The 18,187-nt window shown below is 71.9% G+C and carries 20 protein-coding genes; 16 read left to right on the top strand and 4 right to left on the bottom strand.

Translation table 11 applies throughout. From position 1 onward, the window contains the following. Window positions 1–36 precede the first annotated feature (36 nt). The 10 genes from ACIRR9_RS52770 (at window position 37) to ACIRR9_RS52725 (ending at window position 11,028) form a co-directional block, all read left to right on the top strand. Window positions 37–2,103 carry a tetratricopeptide repeat protein gene (locus ACIRR9_RS52770; RefSeq protein WP_403768231.1) on the top strand — a complete coding sequence of 689 codons (2,067 nt, stop codon included), beginning with the start codon at window positions 37–39 and terminating at the stop codon, window positions 2,101–2,103. Window positions 2,104–2,237: 134 nt separating this feature from the next. Next, window positions 2,238–3,362, top strand: a complete 1,125-nt coding sequence (gene ald, locus ACIRR9_RS52765) for an alanine dehydrogenase (RefSeq protein WP_403768228.1) — start codon at window positions 2,238–2,240, stop codon at window positions 3,360–3,362. Window positions 3,363–3,754: 392 nt separating this feature from the next. After that, a complete protein-coding gene (locus ACIRR9_RS52760; RefSeq protein WP_384561738.1) occupies window positions 3,755–4,882 on the top strand; it encodes a ParA family protein in 1,128 nt (375 codons plus the stop codon). Further along, the gene (locus ACIRR9_RS52755) at window positions 4,867–5,484 is read left to right on the top strand and encodes a hypothetical protein (RefSeq protein WP_403768225.1); all 618 of its coding nucleotides are present in this window, start codon (window positions 4,867–4,869) and stop codon (window positions 5,482–5,484) included. Before ACIRR9_RS52760 ends, ACIRR9_RS52755 begins: the two co-directional genes overlap by 16 nt. Before the next feature lie 18 nt (window positions 5,485–5,502). Next, window positions 5,503–6,543 carry a segregation and condensation protein A gene (locus tag ACIRR9_RS52750; protein WP_403768222.1) on the top strand — a complete coding sequence of 347 codons (1,041 nt, stop codon included), beginning with the start codon at window positions 5,503–5,505 and terminating at the stop codon, window positions 6,541–6,543. Next, window positions 6,540–7,190, top strand: coding sequence for an SMC-Scp complex subunit ScpB (scpB, locus tag ACIRR9_RS52745; RefSeq protein WP_403768219.1), 651 nt, complete (start codon window positions 6,540–6,542; stop codon window positions 7,188–7,190). Before ACIRR9_RS52750 ends, scpB begins: the two co-directional genes overlap by 4 nt. 11 nt (window positions 7,191–7,201) lie before the next feature. Further along, on the top strand, window positions 7,202–8,329 hold the full coding sequence (locus tag ACIRR9_RS52740; RefSeq protein WP_403768216.1) for a pseudouridine synthase: 1,128 nt from the start codon (window positions 7,202–7,204) through the stop codon (window positions 8,327–8,329). A 203-nt stretch (window positions 8,330–8,532) separates the two neighbouring features. Then, a complete protein-coding gene (locus ACIRR9_RS52735) occupies window positions 8,533–9,252 on the top strand; it encodes an NUDIX domain-containing protein (protein WP_384562019.1) in 720 nt (239 codons plus the stop codon). After that, window positions 9,249–10,271, top strand: a complete 1,023-nt coding sequence (locus tag ACIRR9_RS52730) for an ADP-ribosylglycohydrolase family protein (RefSeq protein WP_403768213.1) — start codon at window positions 9,249–9,251, stop codon at window positions 10,269–10,271. Before ACIRR9_RS52735 ends, ACIRR9_RS52730 begins: the two co-directional genes overlap by 4 nt. Before the next feature lie 4 nt (window positions 10,272–10,275). Further along, entirely contained in the window at window positions 10,276–11,028 is a 753-nt protein-coding gene (locus ACIRR9_RS52725; RefSeq protein ID WP_403768210.1) for a DNA polymerase beta superfamily protein, read from the top strand. Here the strand turns inward: ACIRR9_RS52725 and ACIRR9_RS52720 are convergent. From ACIRR9_RS52720 to ACIRR9_RS52705, 4 genes are all read right to left on the bottom strand, one after another. Beyond that, a complete protein-coding gene (locus ACIRR9_RS52720; protein ID WP_403768207.1) occupies window positions 10,954–11,697 on the bottom strand; it encodes a DNA polymerase beta superfamily protein in 744 nt (247 codons plus the stop codon). The genes ACIRR9_RS52725 and ACIRR9_RS52720 overlap by 75 nt on opposite strands. 22 nt (window positions 11,698–11,719) lie before the next feature. Beyond that, window positions 11,720–12,223 carry a Rieske (2Fe-2S) protein gene (locus tag ACIRR9_RS52715; protein WP_403768204.1) on the bottom strand — a complete coding sequence of 168 codons (504 nt, stop codon included), beginning with the start codon at window positions 12,221–12,223 and terminating at the stop codon, window positions 11,720–11,722. Continuing rightward, window positions 12,220–12,801 carry a DUF6529 family protein gene (locus tag ACIRR9_RS52710; RefSeq protein ID WP_403768201.1) on the bottom strand — a complete coding sequence of 194 codons (582 nt, stop codon included), beginning with the start codon at window positions 12,799–12,801 and terminating at the stop codon, window positions 12,220–12,222. The genes ACIRR9_RS52715 and ACIRR9_RS52710 overlap by 4 nt, the downstream gene beginning before the upstream one ends. Window positions 12,802–12,912: 111 nt before the next feature. Beyond that, window positions 12,913–13,098 carry a hypothetical protein gene (locus ACIRR9_RS52705; RefSeq protein WP_403768198.1) on the bottom strand — a complete coding sequence of 62 codons (186 nt, stop codon included), beginning with the start codon at window positions 13,096–13,098 and terminating at the stop codon, window positions 12,913–12,915. A gap of 158 nt (window positions 13,099–13,256) precedes the next feature. On the opposite strand from ACIRR9_RS52705, the gene ACIRR9_RS52700 reads away from it, so the two are divergent. From ACIRR9_RS52700 to der, 6 genes are all read left to right on the top strand, one after another. Further along, on the top strand, window positions 13,257–13,451 hold the full coding sequence (locus ACIRR9_RS52700; RefSeq protein WP_403768195.1) for a hypothetical protein: 195 nt from the start codon (window positions 13,257–13,259) through the stop codon (window positions 13,449–13,451). Window positions 13,452–13,548: 97 nt separating this feature from the next. Then, window positions 13,549–13,911: a chorismate mutase gene (aroH, locus tag ACIRR9_RS52695; protein WP_403768192.1), complete on the top strand. Its 363-nt coding sequence runs from the start codon at window positions 13,549–13,551 to the stop codon at window positions 13,909–13,911. Further along, complete coding sequence (locus ACIRR9_RS52690; RefSeq protein WP_365342350.1) at window positions 13,908–14,999, top strand: prephenate dehydrogenase; 1,092 nt, start codon at window positions 13,908–13,910, stop codon at window positions 14,997–14,999. The genes aroH and ACIRR9_RS52690 overlap by 4 nt, the downstream gene beginning before the upstream one ends. A 91-nt stretch (window positions 15,000–15,090) precedes the next feature. Continuing rightward, on the top strand, window positions 15,091–15,777 hold the full coding sequence (gene cmk, locus ACIRR9_RS52685; RefSeq protein WP_403768189.1) for a (d)CMP kinase: 687 nt from the start codon (window positions 15,091–15,093) through the stop codon (window positions 15,775–15,777). Window positions 15,778–15,830: 53 nt separating this feature from the next. After that, window positions 15,831–16,418, top strand: a complete 588-nt coding sequence (locus ACIRR9_RS52680) for a lysophospholipid acyltransferase family protein (protein WP_365342381.1) — start codon at window positions 15,831–15,833, stop codon at window positions 16,416–16,418. Between the two features lie 77 nt (window positions 16,419–16,495). Then, window positions 16,496–17,980 (top strand): ribosome biogenesis GTPase Der, encoded by a 1,485-nt coding sequence (der, locus tag ACIRR9_RS52675; protein WP_403768186.1) that lies wholly within the window; start codon window positions 16,496–16,498, stop codon window positions 17,978–17,980. Window positions 17,981–18,187: the final 207 nt, after the last annotated feature.

Raw genomic sequence — 18,187 nt, 5'->3', positions numbered from 1 at the left:
CGGGCTTGCGTGTGCGGTGGGACGGGAGTGTGGCCCGTGGCGGATCAGGCGGTGGACACAGGCGGCGCAGGACTCGCGGCGCCCGCGGCCCCGGACGACCAATTCCTGGGCCGCACAAGGGAGTTGAAGGAACTGCGCGCCGACATCGAGCGCGCGGGCCTGGACACCATCGCCGGCCGCAAGGCCCCCCGCGCCCGGGTCCTGCTGATCGCGGGCAGACCCGGATCCGGACGCACCGCCCTCGCCGCGGAACTCGTCCGGCGGGTCGCCGCCGACTACCCCGACGGGGTGCTGCGCGCCCGCCTCGCCGAGCCCGACGGCACCCCGGTCCCCGTCGAGCGCACCGCCCGCGACCTCCTCGCCGCGCTGCGGCTGCCCACCCCGGCCGGCGCCGCCGAGGACGACCTCACCCACACCCTGCGCACCGCCCTCGCCGAACGCCGCATGCTGCTCCTCCTAGACGACGCGCCCGGCGCCGAAGAGGTCGACGCGCTGCTCCCGGACACCCCCGACTGCCTGGTGGTCGCCGTCTCCGGCGGTCCGCTCACCGGGATCTCCGACGTCCGCCCGTGCACCCTGGGCGGCCTCGACACCAAGTCGGCCGTGGAGCTGCTCACCCGCTACACCGGCTCGGTCCGCATCACCGTGGACCCGCGATCCGCCGAGTCGCTGGCCGAGGTGTGCCTGGGGCAGCCCGCCGCGCTCACCCTGGCCGGCGGCTGGCTCGCCGCGCGCCCCCAGATGGCCGTCTCCGACCTCGCCAAACGGCTGCACGCGGACACCGAGGAGGGCACGGCCCTGTCCCGGGTCTTCCGGTTCGTGCACGACCAGTTGCCCGGCCAGGCCGCCCGGATACTGCGACTCCTCTGCCTGGCCCCGGCCGGCCTGGTCGACCCGCACACCGCCTCCTCGCTGGCCGGCTGCTCGGTCGACTCCGCCCGGACCGTCCTGGACGAGCTGGTCCGCCTCGGCGTGCTGCGCCCCGCGGACTCCCCGCTTCCCCAGTACGAGGTCCCCGGCTGTCTGCACCCGCTGCTCAGGTCGCTGGCCGAGTCCCAGGAGCGGGCCGGTGAACTCCAGCTGGCCCGCGCCCGGATGCTGGAGCGCACGGTACGGCTGCTGCAGTCCTGCCGGGCGATCACCGAGACCGACAACCCGCAGGCCCGCGAGAAGCTCCAGGCGCTGCCCCGCGAGCTGCGCTTCCCCACCCCCCGGGCCGCCGCCGACTGGCTGCGCCTCCGGCGCCCGGCCCTGCTGGCCGCGGCCCGCGCCGCCGTCGCCGACGGCGAGCTCGACACGCTGGCCAGGCGGCTGATGTCCCAGCTGGTCAAGGCCATGGTGGCGCACTTCGGCACCCAGGCCGCCGCCCCCGACCTGTACGGCATCCACCGGCTCGTCCTCGATGTCGCCGAGCGCCGCCGGCTGCCCCGCGAGCAGGCCGCCGCGCTGCTGAACCTGGGCGACCTCGATGCGCAGACCGGGCGGACGACGGACGCGCTGGTGCGCTATCGGTCCGCATTGGACGCCGGACGCAGAGCAAATGACCCGTACGCGACCGGGCGCGCAATGGAATCCGTAGGTGGCGCGCACCTGGAGCTGGGGGACTACGACCGGGCCGCCGACTGGTTCGGCCGCGCCCTCGCCCAGCGACTGGCCCGCGACGAGCGCGCCGAGGCCGCCCGGCTCTACGGCCGTATCGCCGGCGCGCACACCTACGCGGGCCGCTACGGCGAGGCGCTCAGGGCCTGGCGGGCGGCTGTTTCCGGCCACCGCAAGAACGGTGATGTGGCCGCGCAGGCAAGGGCGTTGAGCGAGCTGGCGCGGGTCCAGGAGTACGCCGGGCGTCCCGAGGAATCGCTGCGCACCTGCCAGGAGGCGGTGGAGTGGGCGCGCCGCGCCGACGACGCACGACTGCAGGCCGCACTGCAGCTGCGCCTCGCCGACACGCTGGAGCGCCTCGGCGACTCCACCGCCGCGAGCCTGCACCGTTCGGCCGCCGAGCGCATGCTGGGTGAGGAGGCCCAGGAGCCGTCTGCCCCTGACTCCGACCCGGAACACGGAGCTAACGCCTGCGAAATCCGTAGTGCATCCGACGAAGATTGATGCAATGAAAGGCTAGACACGCGGAACGCCTTAATTAAACTGGCTCTGCCGCCGGTTCTCCTGCGGTGTCTCCTGGTGTACCCCGTATGCCGGGAATGTGCAGCTGTGCCCCCACACCCTCTGAGCCAAGGACCGTGATCGACGTGAAGGTCGGCATCCCCCGCGAGGTCAAGAACAACGAGTTCCGGGTGGCCATCACCCCCGCCGGTGTGCACGAGCTGGTGCGTAACGGCCACCAGGTCGTCATCGAGCGTGGCGCCGGTGAGGGCTCGTCGATCCCGGACGGCGAGTACATCTCCGCCGGTGCCACCATCCTGGACACCGCCGACGAGGTGTGGGCCACCGCCGACCTGCTGCTCAAGGTCAAGGAGCCCATCGCGGAGGAGTACCACCGGCTCCGCAAGGACCAGACCCTCTTCACCTACCTGCACCTGGCCGCCTCCAAGGAGTGCACCGACGCCCTCCTGGAGTCCGGCACCACGGCCATCGCCTACGAGACGGTCGAGCTCCCGAACCGCGCGCTCCCGCTGCTCGCCCCGATGTCCGAGGTCGCGGGCCGGCTCGCCCCGCAGGTCGGCGCCTACCACCTGATGCGCGCCAACGGCGGCCGCGGTGTGCTGCCCGGCGGTGTCCCGGGTGTGCTGGCCGCCAAGGCCGTGGTCATCGGCGGTGGCGTCTCCGGCTGGAACGCCGCCCAGATCGCCATCGGCATGGGCTTCCACGTGACCCTGCTCGACAAGGACATCAACAAGCTCAAGGAGGCCGACAAGGTCTTCGGCACCAAGATCCAGACGGTCGTCTCCAACGCCTTCGAGCTGGAGAAGGCCTGCCTGGAGGCCGACCTCGTCGTCGGTGCGGTGCTGATCCCCGGCGCCAAGGCCCCGAAGCTCGTCACCAACGAGCTGGTCTCCCGCATGAAGCAGGGAAGTGTCCTTGTCGACATCGCGATCGACCAGGGCGGCTGCTTCGAGGACTCCCGCCCCACCACCCACGCCGAGCCGACCTTCAAGGTCCACGAGTCGGTCTTCTACTGCGTCGCCAACATGCCCGGCGCGGTCCCCAACACCTCCACCTACGCGCTCACCAACGCCACGCTGCCGTACATCGTGTCGCTCGCGAACAACGGCTGGGCGGAGGCGCTGCGCCGCGACGCCGCGCTCGCCAAGGGCCTCAACACCCATGACGGCAAGGTCGTTTACAAGGAGGTCGCCGAGGCGCACGGCCTGGAGCACGTGGACCTCGACACGCTGATCGGCTGAGTTAAGTCACCTTTTCGTAAAGGCGATACGTCAACAAGCCGCGTCAATCGCGTACGTCCGGCCGGACCTTGCCCGACAAGGTCCGGCCAGATGTGTGTATGGTCACTTTGCGACTCTCGGTCAACTCGCCTCGAACGTAACCCTTCGACCGATTCGCACACCGGCGAAACCTGCCGTGCGACGGCCGTACGCCCTTGACAGAGGGATGTTTCATTGCCGACACATCCTGCCGGGTCCGGCGGATTGTGTTGCTGCGGACGCCCGACACGCCATAGAGTCGCCAACCGTCGGCATGGTGCCACGCTGACCTGTCTAGAAGTTTCCTGGTCACCAAGGAGGTAAGACGACTTGTGAATGAGTCGACATTTTCTCCCGGGGGTGGTCAACCAGGAATGCCGGTACGGGACCAGGGTCCCGCGGGGTTCGAGGCTGTCGGCTCCGTCGCGGTGCGCACCTTCACAGCAGCCCGGACTCCGCTGACCACGCGGACAGCACACCAGAGCATGGATGGCCATCACGTGAACGCCATGGCCGGCGACGGAAGTGGCGCGCCCCACAACCAATTCGCCGTCTACGACGAACTGCCCGACGGGCACTTCTACGACCCCGACGCCGAGTACGAGCCGGATCCCGAGTACGCGGCCACGCTCGCGCCCGACGCGGCCCGACAGCGCCGTGAGCGCGTCGGCCCGACCGGACGCCCGCTGCCGTACTTCCCGATCCCGGGCCCGCTGACCGACCACGGCCCCGCGAAGATCATCGCGATGTGCAACCAGAAGGGCGGCGTCGGCAAGACGACGTCGACCATCAACCTGGGTGCCGCGCTCGCGGAGTACGGCCGGCGTGTACTGCTCGTGGACTTCGACCCGCAGGGCGCGCTGTCGGTGGGTCTCGGTGTCAACCCGATGGAGCTCGACCTCACCGTCTACAACCTGCTCATGGAGCGGGGCATGTCGGCCGACGAGGTCCTCCTGAAAACCGCGGTCCCCAACATGGACCTGCTGCCCTCCAACATCGACCTGTCGGCCGCCGAGGTCCAGCTGGTCTCCGAGGTCGCCCGCGAGTCGACGCTCCAGCGGGCGCTCAAGCCGCTGATGGACGACTACGACTACATCGTGATCGACTGCCAGCCCTCGCTCGGCCTGCTCACGGTCAACGCGCTGACCGCCGCCCACAAGGTGATCGTGCCGCTGGAGTGCGAGTTCTTCGCCCTGCGTGGTGTCGCCCTGCTGACCGAGACCATCGAGAAGGTCCAGGAGCGGCTCAACCCGGAGCTGGAGCTCGACGGCATCCTCGCCACCATGTACGACTCCCGCACCGTGCACAGCCGTGAGGTGCTCGCGCGTGTCGTCGAGGCGTTCGACGACCACGTCTACCACACGGTCATCGGCCGCACGGTCCGCTTCCCGGAGACCACGGTCGCCGGTGAGCCGATCACCACGTACGCCTCCAACTCCGTCGGTGCCGCCGCCTATCGCCAGCTCGCCAGGGAGGTGCTCGCCCGGTGTCACGCCGAGTGAGTCTGCCCGGGGCCGACGAACTGTTCCGTACGACCGGGGGGATGGCGCTGCAGCCGTCCACCCCCAGGCGCCCGGCCAACGGCGAGGCCCGGGTGCCGGCTCCCGCGACTCCCGCGGGGGAGAACGACGGCACGGCGGCCGAGGCCGCGGAGGACGCGCCGCACGCGGTGCCCGTGCAGGGCGGCGACGGGGAGGGCGCGGAGCACGTGGCGGCGGACGCCGAACCGGCCGACGCCGGTGAGTCCCGCAACCGCGCCGTGCAGTCCGCCACGGTCGCGCCGTCGGCCCAGCGGTCCGCACGGCAGCAGGCCGCGCAGGAAGGTTCTGCCGGGTCCGCCGCCGACGGGCAGCCCCGCAAGCGCGGCGGCCGGGCACCCGCCCGCCGGCCCAGCGGACGCGAACGGCACGACGAGAAGATCACCGTCTATGTCTCCGCCGAGGAGCTGATGGACCTGGAGCACGCGCGCCTCGTGCTCCGTGGCGAGCACGGACTGGCCGTCGACCGGGGCCGGATCGTCCGCGAGGCGGTCGCCGTGGTGCTGGCGGACCTGGAGTCCCGGGGAGACGCGAGCATCCTCGTACGACGGCTGCGCGGCCGGTAGAGGTAGCCTGCGGGGGCCATGACCTCGACCGACGCCCCCCACTCCGGTGCCTCCGGCGGCCGTCGGCGTGCGCTGGGGCGGGGACCGGGGGCGGTGCCGCCCGAAGTGGCCGCGGAGCCGGAGCCCGAGGTCGCCGCACCGGAGCCGGAGCCGGAACCCGCACCCGAGCCGGAATCCGGGCCCGGGGCGGCTCCCGACACGGCAGCCGAAGCTCCCGTCCAGGCCACGGAAGCTGAACCCGAACCCGTCCCCGACGGTGTCTTCAAGGTCCGTCTCGCCAACTTCGAGGGACCCTTCGACCTCCTCCTCCAGCTGATCTCCAAGCACAAGCTGGACGTCACCGAGGTCGCCCTCTCCAAGGTCACCGACGAGTTCATGGCGCACATCCGGGCGATGGGGCCGGACTGGGACCTGGACCAGACGACCGAGTTCCTCGTCGTGGCCGCCACGCTGCTCGACCTGAAGGCCGCCCGGCTGCTGCCCGCCGCCGAGGTCGAGGACGAGGCCGACCTGGCGCTCCTCGAAGCCCGTGACCTCCTCTTCGCGCGGCTGCTGCAGTACCGCGCGTACAAACAGATCGCCGACATCTTCAACCGGCGCCTGGACGACGAGGCCCGCCGCTGGCCGCGTACCGTCGGCCTGGAACCGCACCTCGCCGAGCTGCTGCCCGAGGTCGTCATCAGCATCGGGCCGGAAGGGTTCGCCAGGCTCGCGGTCAAGGCGATGCAGCCCAGGCCCAAGCCGCAGGTGTACGTCGACCACATCCATGCCCCGCTGGTCAGCGTGCAGGAGCAGGCCGGGATCGTGGTGGCGCGGCTGCGCGAGCTGGGCGAGGCCAGCTTCCAGGTGCTCGTCCAGGACACCGACGACACGCTCACCGTCGTGGCCCGGTTCCTGGCCCTGCTGGAGCTGTACCGCGAGAAGGCCGTCGCCCTGGACCAGGAGATCGCGCTCGGCGACCTGATCGTGCGCTGGACCGGCGGGGACGACGGGACCCGGCCGATGGTGACCGACGAGTTCGACCGACCCCCCGAGCCGGCCAAGGAGGAGAAGGCGTGAGCGAGAACACCACGGAGCTGCCGGCCGGGCTGCGCCCGGTCGCCGAACTCGACCTCAAGCCGGCCCTGGAGGCGGTCCTCATGGTCGTGGACGAGCCCGCCACCGCCGAGCACCTGGCCAAGATCCTGGAGCGGCCGAAGCAGACGATCACCAAGGCGCTGCGGGCCCTCGCCGACGAGTACACCGCGCAGGGCCGCGGCTTCGAGCTGCGGTTCGTCGCCGGCGGCTGGCGTTTCTACACCCGCGCCGAGTTCGCGCCCGCCGTCGAACGGCTGGTGCTGGAGGGCCAGACCGCCCGGCTCACCCAGGCCGCGCTGGAGACCCTCGCGGTCGTCGCGTACCGCCAGCCGGTGAGCCGCAGCCGGGTCTCGGTCGTCCGCGGAGTCAACTGCGACGGTGTGATGCGCACCCTGCTGCAGCGCGGTCTGGTCGAGGAGGCGGGCGCGGAACCCGAAACAGGTGCGATCCTGTACAGGACGACGAACTACTTCCTGGAGCGGATGGGCCTGCGCGGCCTGGACGAGCTCCCGGAGCTCGCGCCCTTCCTCCCGGAGGCTGAGGCGATCGAGGCCGAGACCCAGGAGGGCGTGCCGTCGTTCGATCCGGACGCACCCGATGCTCCGGGCGCAGACGACGCAGACGACTAGACGGAAATTTGATGCGAAGCAGCAGCGGCAGGAACAGCAGCGGAAACAACGGCGGGAGCCGTGGTGGCAACAGCGGCGGCCGCGGCGGGAGCAGCGGTGGGCGCGGCAACTACCGCGGCGCCGGCAACGCCCGCGACGACAAGCAGGGCGGCGCCGGCCGGCCGAAGAAGCCGCGCCCGGAGGAGCGGCGTTACGACGTAGGCCCGGGCGCCACCCAGGACGGTCCGAAGTCGGGTCGTGGCGCCTCGGCGCGCGGCGGCGCCAAGGGCGGGCCCCGGCAGGGCCAGGGCACCGGGCGCGGCCGTACGGCTCCGGCGAGTTCCCGTGAGTACGACGCCCGCGCCGAGGAGCGCAACCGCGAGCGGTACGCGGGCAAGAAGGACGTGAAGCTCCCCAAGACCTTCCCGGGCGCCGAGCAGGAGGGCGAGCGGCTGCAGAAGATCCTCGCCCGCGCGGGCTACGGCTCCCGGCGCGCCTGCGAGGAGCTGATCGAGCAGGCCAGGGTCGAGGTCAACGGCGAGATCGTCCTGGAGCAGGGCAAGCGGGTCGACCCGGAGAAGGACGAGGTCCGCGTCGACGGGCTGACCGTCGCCACGCAGTCGTACCAGTTCTTCTCGCTGAACAAGCCGGCCGGTGTGGTCTCCACCATGGAGGACCCGGACGGGCGGCAGTCCCTCGGCGACTACGTCACCAACCGGGAGACCCGGCTCTTCCACGTGGGGCGTCTGGACACCGAGACCGAGGGCGTCATCCTGCTCACCAACCACGGCGAGCTGGCGCACCGGCTGACCCACCCCAAGTACGGCGTGAAGAAGACCTACCTCGCGCACATCGTGGGCCCGATCCCGCGCGACCTGGGCAAGAAGCTCAAGGACGGCATCCAGCTGGAGGACGGGTACGCGCGCGCGGACCACTTCCGGGTCGTCGAGCAGACCGGCAAGAACTACCTCGTCGAGGTGACCCTGCACGAGGGCCGCAAGCACATCGTCCGCCGCATGCTGGCGGAGGCCGGCTTCCCGGTCGACAAGCTGGTGCGGGTCGCCTTCGGCCCGATCACCCTCGGCGACCAGAAGTCGGGCTGGCTGCGCCGGCTGTCCAACACCGAGGTCGGGATGCTGATGAAGGAAGTCGACCTCTAAGACCTGTAAACCCCGTAAAGAGGCTTGTGCGGCTTTCTGACGGCCGGTTCCGGGTGCTCCGGGACCGGCCGCCGTCGTTCCCGCGAAAGGAGCCCCAGTGGCCGCCGGCGGCCTCGGGGTCAGGGCTTGCGCGGTGACCCGCACACTCTTTATAGTCGTAACGACTATTAGTCCGTTCGATCATCAAGGGGGTGGACGGGCACATGCAGGGCTACGACAAGTACGCCTTCGAACCCTTCGCCGTCACCGTCGACCTCGCCGTCCTCACCCTCCGCGCGGGGGCCCTGCACGTGCTGCTCGTGGAGCGCGGACAGGAGCCGTTCGCCGGCCGGTGGGCGCTGCCGGGCGGCTTCGTGCTGCCCCGGGAGTCGGCCGAGACGGCGGCCCGGCGTGAACTCGCCGAGGAGACCGGTCTGTCGGACGTGTCGGGGCTGCATCTGGAGCAGCTGCGCACCTACAGCGACCCGGACCGCGACCCCAGGATGCGGGTCGTGTCCGTCGCCTTCACCGCGCTGCTGCCCGACCCGCCCGAGCCGCACGGCGGCGGCGACGCGGCCCAGGCGCGCTGGCTGCCGTACGACCAGGCCCGGCCGCTCGCCTTCGACCACGACGGGATCCTGGCCGACGCGCACGACCGCGTGGGCGCGCAGCTGGAGTACAGCTGTCTCGCCACCGCCTTCTGCCCGCCCGAGTTCACCCTCGGCGAGCTGCAGAACGTCTACGAGACCGTGTGGGGCGTCGAGCTGGACCGCCCCAACTTCCGCCGCAAGGTGCTCGCCACGCCCGGCTTCGTCGAACCCGTCCCCGGCGCCGCCCGGCTGACCGGCGGCCGCGGCAAACCCGCCGCCCTCTACCGCGCGGGCACCGCCACCGCGCTCCACCCGCCCCTGCTCCGCCCGTCCCGGGAAGGACGCCCCGCATGACCGCGACCACCGTGCAGAAGCGCGCCGCCACCGGATCCCTGATCGGACTCGCCCTCGGGGACGCGCTCGGCTTCCCTGCCGAGTTCAACGACGTGCCCGGCATCCTCGCCAAGTGCGGGCCGTGGCGGGAGATGGAACTGCCCGCGCGTGCCTTCGTCTCCGACGACACACAGATGACGATCGCGGTCGGGCGCGGACTGCGGACCGCCATGGACCGGGGAGTGCTCGCGCCCAAGCGGCTGGCGCGGCCGCTGCGCGAGGAGTTCGTGGACTGGTACCAGTCGCCCGAGAACAACCGGGCGCCGGGCCGCACCTGCCTGCGGGCCTGCGACCTGCTGAAGGAGGAGGGCCGGGTCTGGCAGGACGCCAGCCAGATCGACTCCAAGGGGTGCGGAGCCAACATGCGCGTCGCGCCGGTCGGACTCGCCCCCGGTCTGAGCGACGAACAGCGCGCCGGCGCCGCTCAGTTGCAGTCCGCCCTCACTCACGGCCACCCCACCGCCCTGGCCGCCTCCGACCTCACCGCGCGTGCCGTACGGCTGCTCGCGCAGGGGGTCGAACCGGCGGAGCTGGTCGGCCGGCTGCGGGCGTACGCCGTCGAGAACCGCACCCGCTACCACCACACCTGGCTCGGCGACCTGTGGACCCGCAGCCACGATCCTGACCCCGAGCACTTCATCGCGCGCGGCTGGGACGAGTGCCTGGAGATCCTCGACCGCCTCCGGGACGCCGTGCGGACCGCCTCCCCGGAGGCCGACCCCTGTCTGGCCACCGGTGCCGGCTGGATCGCCGAGGAGGCCCTGGCGACCGGTCTGCTGTGCTTCCTGCTCTTCCCCGACGAGCCCCTGCTCGCCCTGCGCCGGGCCGCCTGCTCCTCCGGCGACTCGGACTCCATCGCCTGCCTGACCGGGGCCTTCGCGGGAGCCTGGCTGGGCGAGGACGCCTGGCCGGCCGAGTGGGCCGACCGGATCGAGTACCGGGGCGACCTGATGACCCTGGGGGCGCTCTGGGACGCTTGATCTCATGATCGACGACCTGGACATCGACCTGACGCCCATAGTCGAGGAACAGCCCGACCCCCTGCTGTTCGCGACCGTCTCCGGGGCGCACCTGTACGGCTTCCCGTCCCGCGACTCCGACGTGGACCTGCGAGGCGTCCATCTGCTGCCCGCCGCCGACCTGGTCGGGCTGCGGGAGCCGGAGGAGACCCGCTCGCGGATCTGGGTGCACTACGGCGTCGAGATGGACCTGGTCACCCACGACCTGCGCAAGTTCGTCCGGCTGATGCTGCGCCGCAACGGCTATGTGCTGGAGCAGCTCCTGTCGCCGCTCGTCGCGCACACCGGCGACACGCACCGCGAACTGGCCGCGCTCGCCCCGGGCGTGCTCACCAGCAACCACGCCCACCACTACCGGGGCTTCGCGGTCACCCAGTGGCGGCTGTTCGAGAAGACCGACGAACTCAAACCGCTGCTCTACACGTTCCGGGTGCTGCTCACCGGCATCCAGCTGATGCGCAGCGGTGAGGTGCAGGCCCATCTGCCCACCCTGGCGGGCGAGATCGCCGAGGCGCCCGCCTACCTGCCCGAGCTGATCGCCGCCAAGGCCGAGCGGGAGCACGGCAGGGCCGGTGTCGAGCACGCGCGCGTGGCGGCCGACGTGGAGCGGCTGCACATCCTGCTCGACGAGGCGCAGAACACCTCAGCGCTGCCCGAGGCCCCCGCCGCGTACGACGCCCTGCACGACCTCGTGGTCCGGGCCCGCCTCCAGGGCTGACGCGCGGCGGACCCGGAACAGGAAGTCCGCCACGCGCGCGTGGTCCGGTTCCGGCGGGAGCGGGCTGCCGCGGAGCGCCGCGTCGGTCTCCTCGCCGAGCCGGGCCATCCGGGACTCGATCTCCGCCCAGGAGACCTCGCCCCGCTTCACCGCGAGAAACTCCGCGCGCCGGTCGCCGACGTCGATCGTCAGCTCACCGGTGCGCAGCAGATCACGGGCGCTCGTCAGCAGCCGCAGCAGATGCATCGCGTGCTTCCAGCGCGGGGCGCCGTGCGTACGGATGTCGGCGTCCAGCTTCCTGCGCTGGCCGAGGGCGTAGCGGGTGAAGGTGCCGTACACCTGCCGGGAGAGAAAGGCGCCGCGCAGCGAGAGCAGCTCGCGGCCCATGTCGTCGAGATGCTCGACCAGGGGCGAGTGCAGACATTCCAGGACGTTCGGGTTGCCGCGCAGCGCCAGCTCGCAGAACCGCTCCAGCTCCCAGGAGAACCGCTCCTCGCCCGGCCCCTCGACATGGGTCGGCGGCCTCTCGAAACGCCAGAACAGGGGAGTGGGGGCGAGGAACACGCCCCGGCGGTCGGTGTCACTGTCCTCTGTGGCCAGACCGAAGGCGCGTGACCCCATGACACAGGCGTAGATCGTGTGGTCGCGTACCAGGTCCTCGGGCTGCATGCCCGGGAGCGTACGCGGCGGCTCACGTCAGGGTGATCGAATTTCCGCTCACGGTGATGGACTTCGGCGGCAGTGGTTTCGTCGCCGGGCCGTGGGCGACGGCGCCGTCCGTGATGTCGAACTTGCTGCCGTGACAGGGGCAGTCGATGGTGCCGTCCGCCACCTTGCTCACCGTGCAGCCCATGTGGGTGCAGATCGCCGAGAAGGCCTTGAACTCGCCCGCCTTCGGCTGCGTCACCACGACCTTCTCCTCCTTGAAGATCATGCCGCCGCCCTCCGGGATCTCACTCGTCTGCGCCAGCACCGTCCCGGTCGCCGAGTTCGCCGGCCCGGAGGCGGACGATCCGGCGGTGGCCGACTCGGACGCGGTGGCCGATTCGGACGCGGTGGCCGATTCGGACGCGGTGGGCGTCTCGGTCGAGCTGGAGGAGCTGCTGCTCTTGTTGTTGCCGCAGCCCAAGCAGGTCGCGGCGAGCGCCGCGGTACCCGTCGTGAGCATGGTGCGCCGAGTGGAGCCGTCGGTCATGTCGTCACTCCGAACGTGCGGAAGAACCAGAATGCGGACGTCAGCCAGACGAGTGTGAGCACGGCGAACACCAGCCCACCGACGATCGGCAGCAGCCAGCCAGGGAGTCGCTCCCAGCGGAGCAGCAGCATCTTGGCACTGAAAACACCGAAGAAGAAGCAACCCAGGATGGAGTGCCACAAAACGCGTGTTTCGTACGTCTGATAGCCCAACGCGTACAGACAGTGCACCGCCACGGGGACGGCGACCAGGAAGGCGATCCGCCCCGACCAGCGGTGCAGGCCCGAGGACCAGCGCGGTCCCGGCAGCCTGCCGTACAGCATCAGCGCCGAGACCAGCTGGACGAGCGCGAAGAAGAACGCGACCGAGGCCAGCCACGTCTTCCCCGCGAACGTGCTGCTGAAGGCGCCGAGGCCGAAGACGGCTCCGGTCGGGTGGTGGACCCTGCCGTACACGCCGAGGGCGACCGCGACCGCGCTGGCCACCAGGACGGGGACGAGATAGCGGGCGGGGTGCGGGCGGCGGTCGTTCGGCTCGGGCGGCCAGCTCTGGGTGGCGGCGTTCGGGTCGACGGTCATGGTCGGCTCCCTCGGGTCACGGCCGGATGCCAGGGGAGGACCGGGTTCACCGTCGGCCGCCGTCCAGGTCGGCGGCCCCGCGGATGCTGCTGTCGTCCTGCGGCGTGCCGTTCAACGCGGCGCCGGTGACGGCGACGGGGCCGGGGACGCCGTGCTGCTCGTCGGCGCCGGACTCGGTGACCGCCCCTGGTACGACGACGAGGCGGTCCTCGTCCCCGCCGTCGAGTCGAGCGCCAGGGTGAGCAGGCCGAGCAGCAGACCCGCGAGGAGGGTCAGCAAGGGACCGGGACGTTTCATGGCGGACCTCCCCCGAGGCGGGTCTGGCTGCCATCAGAGCGGACGAGCGGGTCAGGCGTAAAGCGTCGTACAGGCGTGTTTCACCCCAAGTAGCGGAATGGGGTAATTCGGGTGACATTGGCGACGGGGTGCACTCGCGGCGTCCGAAAGGCATCGTCATGGAAGGCAGTGACCTCGAAGGCATGCTCGGCAGCCTCCTGGGCCGGCACGGCGAAGACGGGCAGGACGGCAGACGCGCCGGGCACCTGCCCACGCTGATCGGCGCGATGAGCCACGGCCGCGGCGGCGGCTCCGTGGGCCCGTTCCTGGAGACGCTCGCCAGGTCCGCCCGCGCCCGGCGGCAGCCCCGGTGAGGCGCCGTCTCAGCGGGCGGGCGCCGTGCGCGGCGCCGGGTCCGGGCTGACTAGGCTGGACGGGCGAAGAGGCCGACGTCAGAACAGGAGCAGCGCCGTGGCGGTACGAGCGGTCCGAGGGGCCGTCCAGCTGGAGCGGGACGAGGCCGGTCACATGGACGAGCAGGTCGGAGCATTGCTCACCGCCGTCCTGGAGCGGAACGACCTGACCGCCGACGACCTGATCAGCATCTGGTTCACGGCCACGCCCGATCTGCACAGCGACTTCCCGGCGGCCGCCGCGCGGGGGCTCGGCATCGTCGACGTACCGCTGATCTGCGCCCAGGAACTGGACATCGAGGGCGCCATGCCCCGGGTGGTCCGGATCCTCGCGCACATCGAGTCGGACCGGCCCCGGGCCGAGATCAGCCACGTCTACCTGGGCGCCGCGGCAGCCCTGCGCAAGGACATCGCCCAGTGAGGACCGCGCTCGTCATCGGTACCGGCCTCATCGGTACGTCGGCCGCGCTCGCCCTCTCCCAGCGCGGCGTCGTCGTCCACCTCGCCGACCACGACCCGGAGCAGGCCCGTACCGCGGCCGCGCTCGGCGCCGGCACCGACGAGGCGCCCGAGGGCCCGGTCGACCTGGCACTAGTCGCCGCCCCGCCCGCCCATGTGGCCACCGTCCTCGCGGACGCGATGAGCAGGGGCCTGGCGCGCGGCTACGCCGACGTGGCCAGCGTCAAGGGCGGCCCGCGCCGCGAGCTGGAGGCGCGGGGCCTGGACCTGTCGTCGTACATCGGCACGCACCCCATGTCCGGCCGGGAGAAGTCCGGGCCGCTGGCGGCCACCGCCGACCTCTTCGAGGGCCGCCCCTGGGTGCTCACCCCGACCCGGGACACCGACACCGAGGTGCTGAACCTCGCCCTGGAGCTGGTCTCGCACTGCCGGGCCGTCCCGGTAGTCATGGACGCCGACGCCCACGACCGTGCCGTGGCCCTGGTCTCCCACATGCCCCACCTGGTCTCCAGCATGGTCGCCGCCCGCCTGGAGCACGCCGAGGAGGCCGCCGTACGACTGTGCGGGCAGGGCATCCGGGACGTCACCCGGATCGCCGCCTCCGACCCCGGGATGTGGATCGACATCCTCTCCGCGAACCCCGGACCGGTCGCCGACCTGCTCGCGGACGTCTCCGCCGACCTCGACGAGACGGTCGGCGCGCTGCGCGCCCTGCAGTCCTCGGACGAGGACAAGAGGGCCGAGGGCGGGGCCGGTATCGCGGACGTGCTGCGGCGCGGCAACGCCGGTCAGGTCCGGGTGCCCGGCAAGCACGGGTCGGCGCCGCGGGCGTACGAGGTCGTGGCGGTGCTCATCGACGACCAGCCCGGCCAGCTGGCCCGGATCTTCGCGGACGCCGGCGCGGTCGGGGTCAACATCGAGGACGTGCGCATCGAGCACGCGACCGGACAGCAGGCCGGTCACGTCCAGCTGTGGGTGGAGCCGAAGGCGGTGCCGGTACTGACGGCGGCGCTGCGGGAGCGGGGCTGGGCGCTGCGGCAAGAGCGCTGAATCCGGCGGTCCCGGGGGCCGGTAACCTTGTGCGGGGCGCGACGGCGTCCCGCACACCACCCACCACCCCGTACCCGGAAGGTGTCCCCCCGTGGAAAACGGCGCCGCCCAGCCCGTGATTGTCGCCATCGACGGCCCCGCCGGCACCGGCAAGTCGAGCACCTCCAAGGCCGTCGCCGCGCAGCTGGGCCTGAGCTACCTGGACACCGGCGCCCAGTACCGGGCGATCACCTGGTGGATGGTGACCAACGGGATCGACATCGCCGACCCGTCCGAGATCGCCGCCGCGGCCGGCAAGCCCGAGATCGTCTCCGGCACCGACCCGGCCAACCCGACGATCACCGTCGACGGCACCGACGTGTCCGGTCCGATCCGCACCCAGGAGGTCTCCTCCGCGGTCAGCGCCGTCAGCGCGGTACCGGAGGTGCGGGCCCGGATCACCGAGCTCCAGCGCTCGCTGGCCACCTCGGCCCAGGCCGGCATCGTCGTCGAGGGCCGGGACATCGGTACGACCGTGCTGCCCGACGCCGACCTCAAGGTCTTCCTCACCGCCTCCGCCGAGGCCCGCGCCGCCCGGCGCAGCGGTGAGCTCAAGGGGGCCGACGTCAACGCCACCCGCGAGGCCCTGATCAAGCGGGACGCGGCCGACTCCTCCCGCAAGACCTCGCCGCTCGCCAAGGCGGACGACGCGGTCGAGGTGGACACCACCGAGCTGACGCTGGCCCAGGTCATCGAGTGCGTCGTCACCCTCGTCGAGGAGAAGCGGGCCGGGAAGTGAGCCTTCCGTCGCAGCGGGGCGCCGAGACCGGCCGGCGCATCGGGGTCGGCCTGATGTACGGGCTGTGGAAGCCGCGCGTGCTCGGTTCCTGGAAGGTGCCCGCGCACGGTCCGGCGATCCTCGCCGTGAACCACTCGCACAACATCGACGGCCCGATGGTCATGGGCGTGTCGCCCCGGCCGACGCACTTCCTCATCAAGAAGGAGGCGTTCGTCGGGCCGCTCGACCCGTTCCTGACCGGGATCGGCCAGCTGAAGGTGGACCGCCATTCCACCGACCGCACGGCTGTCACCCGGGCGCTCGGCGTCCTGGACGCCGGGGGAGTGCTCGGCATCTTCCCCGAGGGCAGCAGGGGCGACGGCGACTTCGCCGCGCTGCGCGCCGGACTGGCCTACTTCGCGGTCCGTTCCGGGGCGCCGATCGTCCCGGTGGCCGTGCTGGGAAGCTCCGAGCGGCAGGGACGGTTGATAAAGGGGCTGCCCCCGCTGCGCTCCCGCGTCGACGTCGTCTTCGGCGACCCCTTCGAGGCGGGCGACGGCAGCGGCCGACGCACCCGCAAGGCCCTGGACGAGGCCACCGAGCGCATCCAGAAGCAGCTCGCCGGCCACCTGGAAAACGCCAGGCGTCTGACCGGACGCTAGGCGACACTAAGTAGTGGATCTGCCCGGTATGCGGCCGATCCACCGATCACCACGATGAACGACGAGGTACGGACTTCATGAACGACCACAGCCAGCCCGGCGACTCGGCTGAGCACGAGTACGACCACGGGGCGCTCGGCGACGCCGAGTACACGGAGTTCATGGAGCTCGCCGCGGAAGAGGGCTTCGACATCGAGGATGTCGAGGGCGCCATCGAGGAGGCCGGTCACGGCCCGCTGCCCGTCCTCGCCGTCGTCGGCCGCCCGAACGTCGGCAAGTCGACTCTGGTCAACCGCATCATCGGCCGCCGCGAGGCCGTCGTCGAGGACAAGCCCGGCGTCACCCGCGACCGCGTGACCTACGAGGCCGAGTGGGCCGGCCGCCGCTTCAAGGTCGTCGACACCGGCGGCTGGGAGCAGGACGTCCTCGGTATCGACGCCTCCGTGGCCGCCCAGGCCGAGTACGCGATCGAGGCGGCCGACGCGGTCGTCTTCGTCGTCGACGCCAAGGTCGGCGCCACCGACACCGACGAGGCGGTCGTACGACTGCTGCGCAAGGCCGGCAAGCCCGTCGTGCTGGCCGCCAACAAGGTCGACGGCCCCAGCGGCGAGGCCGACGCCTCCTACCTGTGGTCCCTCGGCCTCGGCGAGCCGCACCCCGTCTCCGCCCTGCACGGCCGCGGCACCGGCGACATGCTCGACGCCGTCCTGGAGGCCCTGCCCGACGCACCCGCGCAGACCTTCGGCGGCACCGGGATCGGCGGCCCGCGCCGGATCGCCCTCATCGGCCGCCCGAACGTCGGCAAGTCCTCCCTCCTCAACAAGGTGGCGGGCGAGGAGCGGGTCGTCGTCAACGAAATCGCCGGCACCACCCGCGACCCGGTCGACGAGCTGATCGAACTCGGCGGCATCACCTGGAAGTTCGTCGACACGGCGGGCATCCGCAAGCGCGTCCACCTCCAGCAGGGCGCCGACTACTACGCCTCGCTGCGCACCGCGGCCGCCGTCGAGAAGGCCGAGGTGGCCGTCATCCTGATCGACGCCTCCGAGTCCATCTCGGTCCAGGACCAGCGGATCGTCACCATGGCCGTCGAGGCGGGCCGCGCCATGGTCATCGCCTACAACAAGTGGGACACCCTCGACGAGGAGCGCCGCTACTACCTGGAACGGGAGATCGAGACCGAGTTCGGCCAGGTCGCCTGGGCGCCCCGGGTCAATGTCTCCGCGTACACCGGCCGGCACATGGAGAAGCTGGTCCCCGCCATCGAGACCGCCCTGGCCGGCTGGGAGACCCGAGTCCCCACCGGCCGCCTCAACGCCTTCCTCGGCGAGCTGGTCTCGGCCCACCCGCACCCGGTCCGGGGCGGCAAGCAGCCGCGCATCCTGTTCGGCACCCAGGCCGGCACCAAGCCGCCGCGGTTCGTCCTCTTCGCCTCCGGCTTCATCGAGGCCGGCTACCGCCGCTTCATCGAGCGCCGGCTGCGCGAGGAGTTCGGCTTCGAGGGCACGCCGATCCATATCTCCGTGCGGGTCCGCGAGAAGCGCGGCGCGAAGAAGAAGTAGGCGCATGCAGAAGTAGGCGCATGCCCGAGGGGCGGGGCCCCGCCCCCGGGGGCGCCCCCCCGGGCGCCTGGAACCACCCCCCCCCCGGGCCCGCGGGAGCCGCCCCGGGGCCCGGGGCCAACCCGCGGGCCAGGGCCCCCCCCGCCGGCCCCACCCCCCCCCCCCACCCGCGCGGCCCGCGGGGGGCCAGGGGGCCGGACCAGGCGA

This window comes from Streptomyces sp. NPDC101234 (assembly GCF_044767525.1).
In the GTDB taxonomy this organism is placed as follows: domain Bacteria; phylum Actinomycetota; class Actinomycetes; order Streptomycetales; family Streptomycetaceae; genus Streptomyces; species Streptomyces sasae.
This window is presented reverse-complemented; position numbering and strand designations above follow the sequence as displayed.

Coding starts and splice junctions, on each gene's coding strand:
- ACIRR9_RS52705 (WP_403768198.1), bottom strand. CDS start 13,098: ATGAAACGTCCCGGTCCCTTGCTGACCCTCCTCGCGGGTCTGCTGCTC.
- ACIRR9_RS52715 (WP_403768204.1), bottom strand. CDS start 12,223: ATGACCGACGGCTCCACTCGGCGCACCATGCTCACGACGGGTACCGCG.
- ACIRR9_RS52720 (WP_403768207.1), bottom strand. CDS start 11,697: ATGCAGCCCGAGGACCTGGTACGCGACCACACGATCTACGCCTGTGTC.
- ACIRR9_RS52740 (WP_403768216.1), top strand. CDS start 7,202: ATGCGAAGCAGCAGCGGCAGGAACAGCAGCGGAAACAACGGCGGGAGC.
- der (WP_403768186.1), top strand. CDS start 16,496: ATGAACGACCACAGCCAGCCCGGCGACTCGGCTGAGCACGAGTACGAC.
- ACIRR9_RS52680 (WP_365342381.1), top strand. CDS start 15,831: ATGTACGGGCTGTGGAAGCCGCGCGTGCTCGGTTCCTGGAAGGTGCCC.
- ACIRR9_RS52725 (WP_403768210.1), top strand. CDS start 10,276: ATGATCGACGACCTGGACATCGACCTGACGCCCATAGTCGAGGAACAG.
- ACIRR9_RS52710 (WP_403768201.1), bottom strand. CDS start 12,801: ATGACCGTCGACCCGAACGCCGCCACCCAGAGCTGGCCGCCCGAGCCG.
- ACIRR9_RS52700 (WP_403768195.1), top strand. CDS start 13,257: ATGGAAGGCAGTGACCTCGAAGGCATGCTCGGCAGCCTCCTGGGCCGG.
- ACIRR9_RS52750 (WP_403768222.1), top strand. CDS start 5,503: ATGACCTCGACCGACGCCCCCCACTCCGGTGCCTCCGGCGGCCGTCGG.
- ACIRR9_RS52730 (WP_403768213.1), top strand. CDS start 9,249: ATGACCGCGACCACCGTGCAGAAGCGCGCCGCCACCGGATCCCTGATC.
- ACIRR9_RS52735 (WP_384562019.1), top strand. CDS start 8,533: ATGCAGGGCTACGACAAGTACGCCTTCGAACCCTTCGCCGTCACCGTC.
- ACIRR9_RS52760 (WP_384561738.1), top strand. CDS start 3,755: ATGCCGGTACGGGACCAGGGTCCCGCGGGGTTCGAGGCTGTCGGCTCC.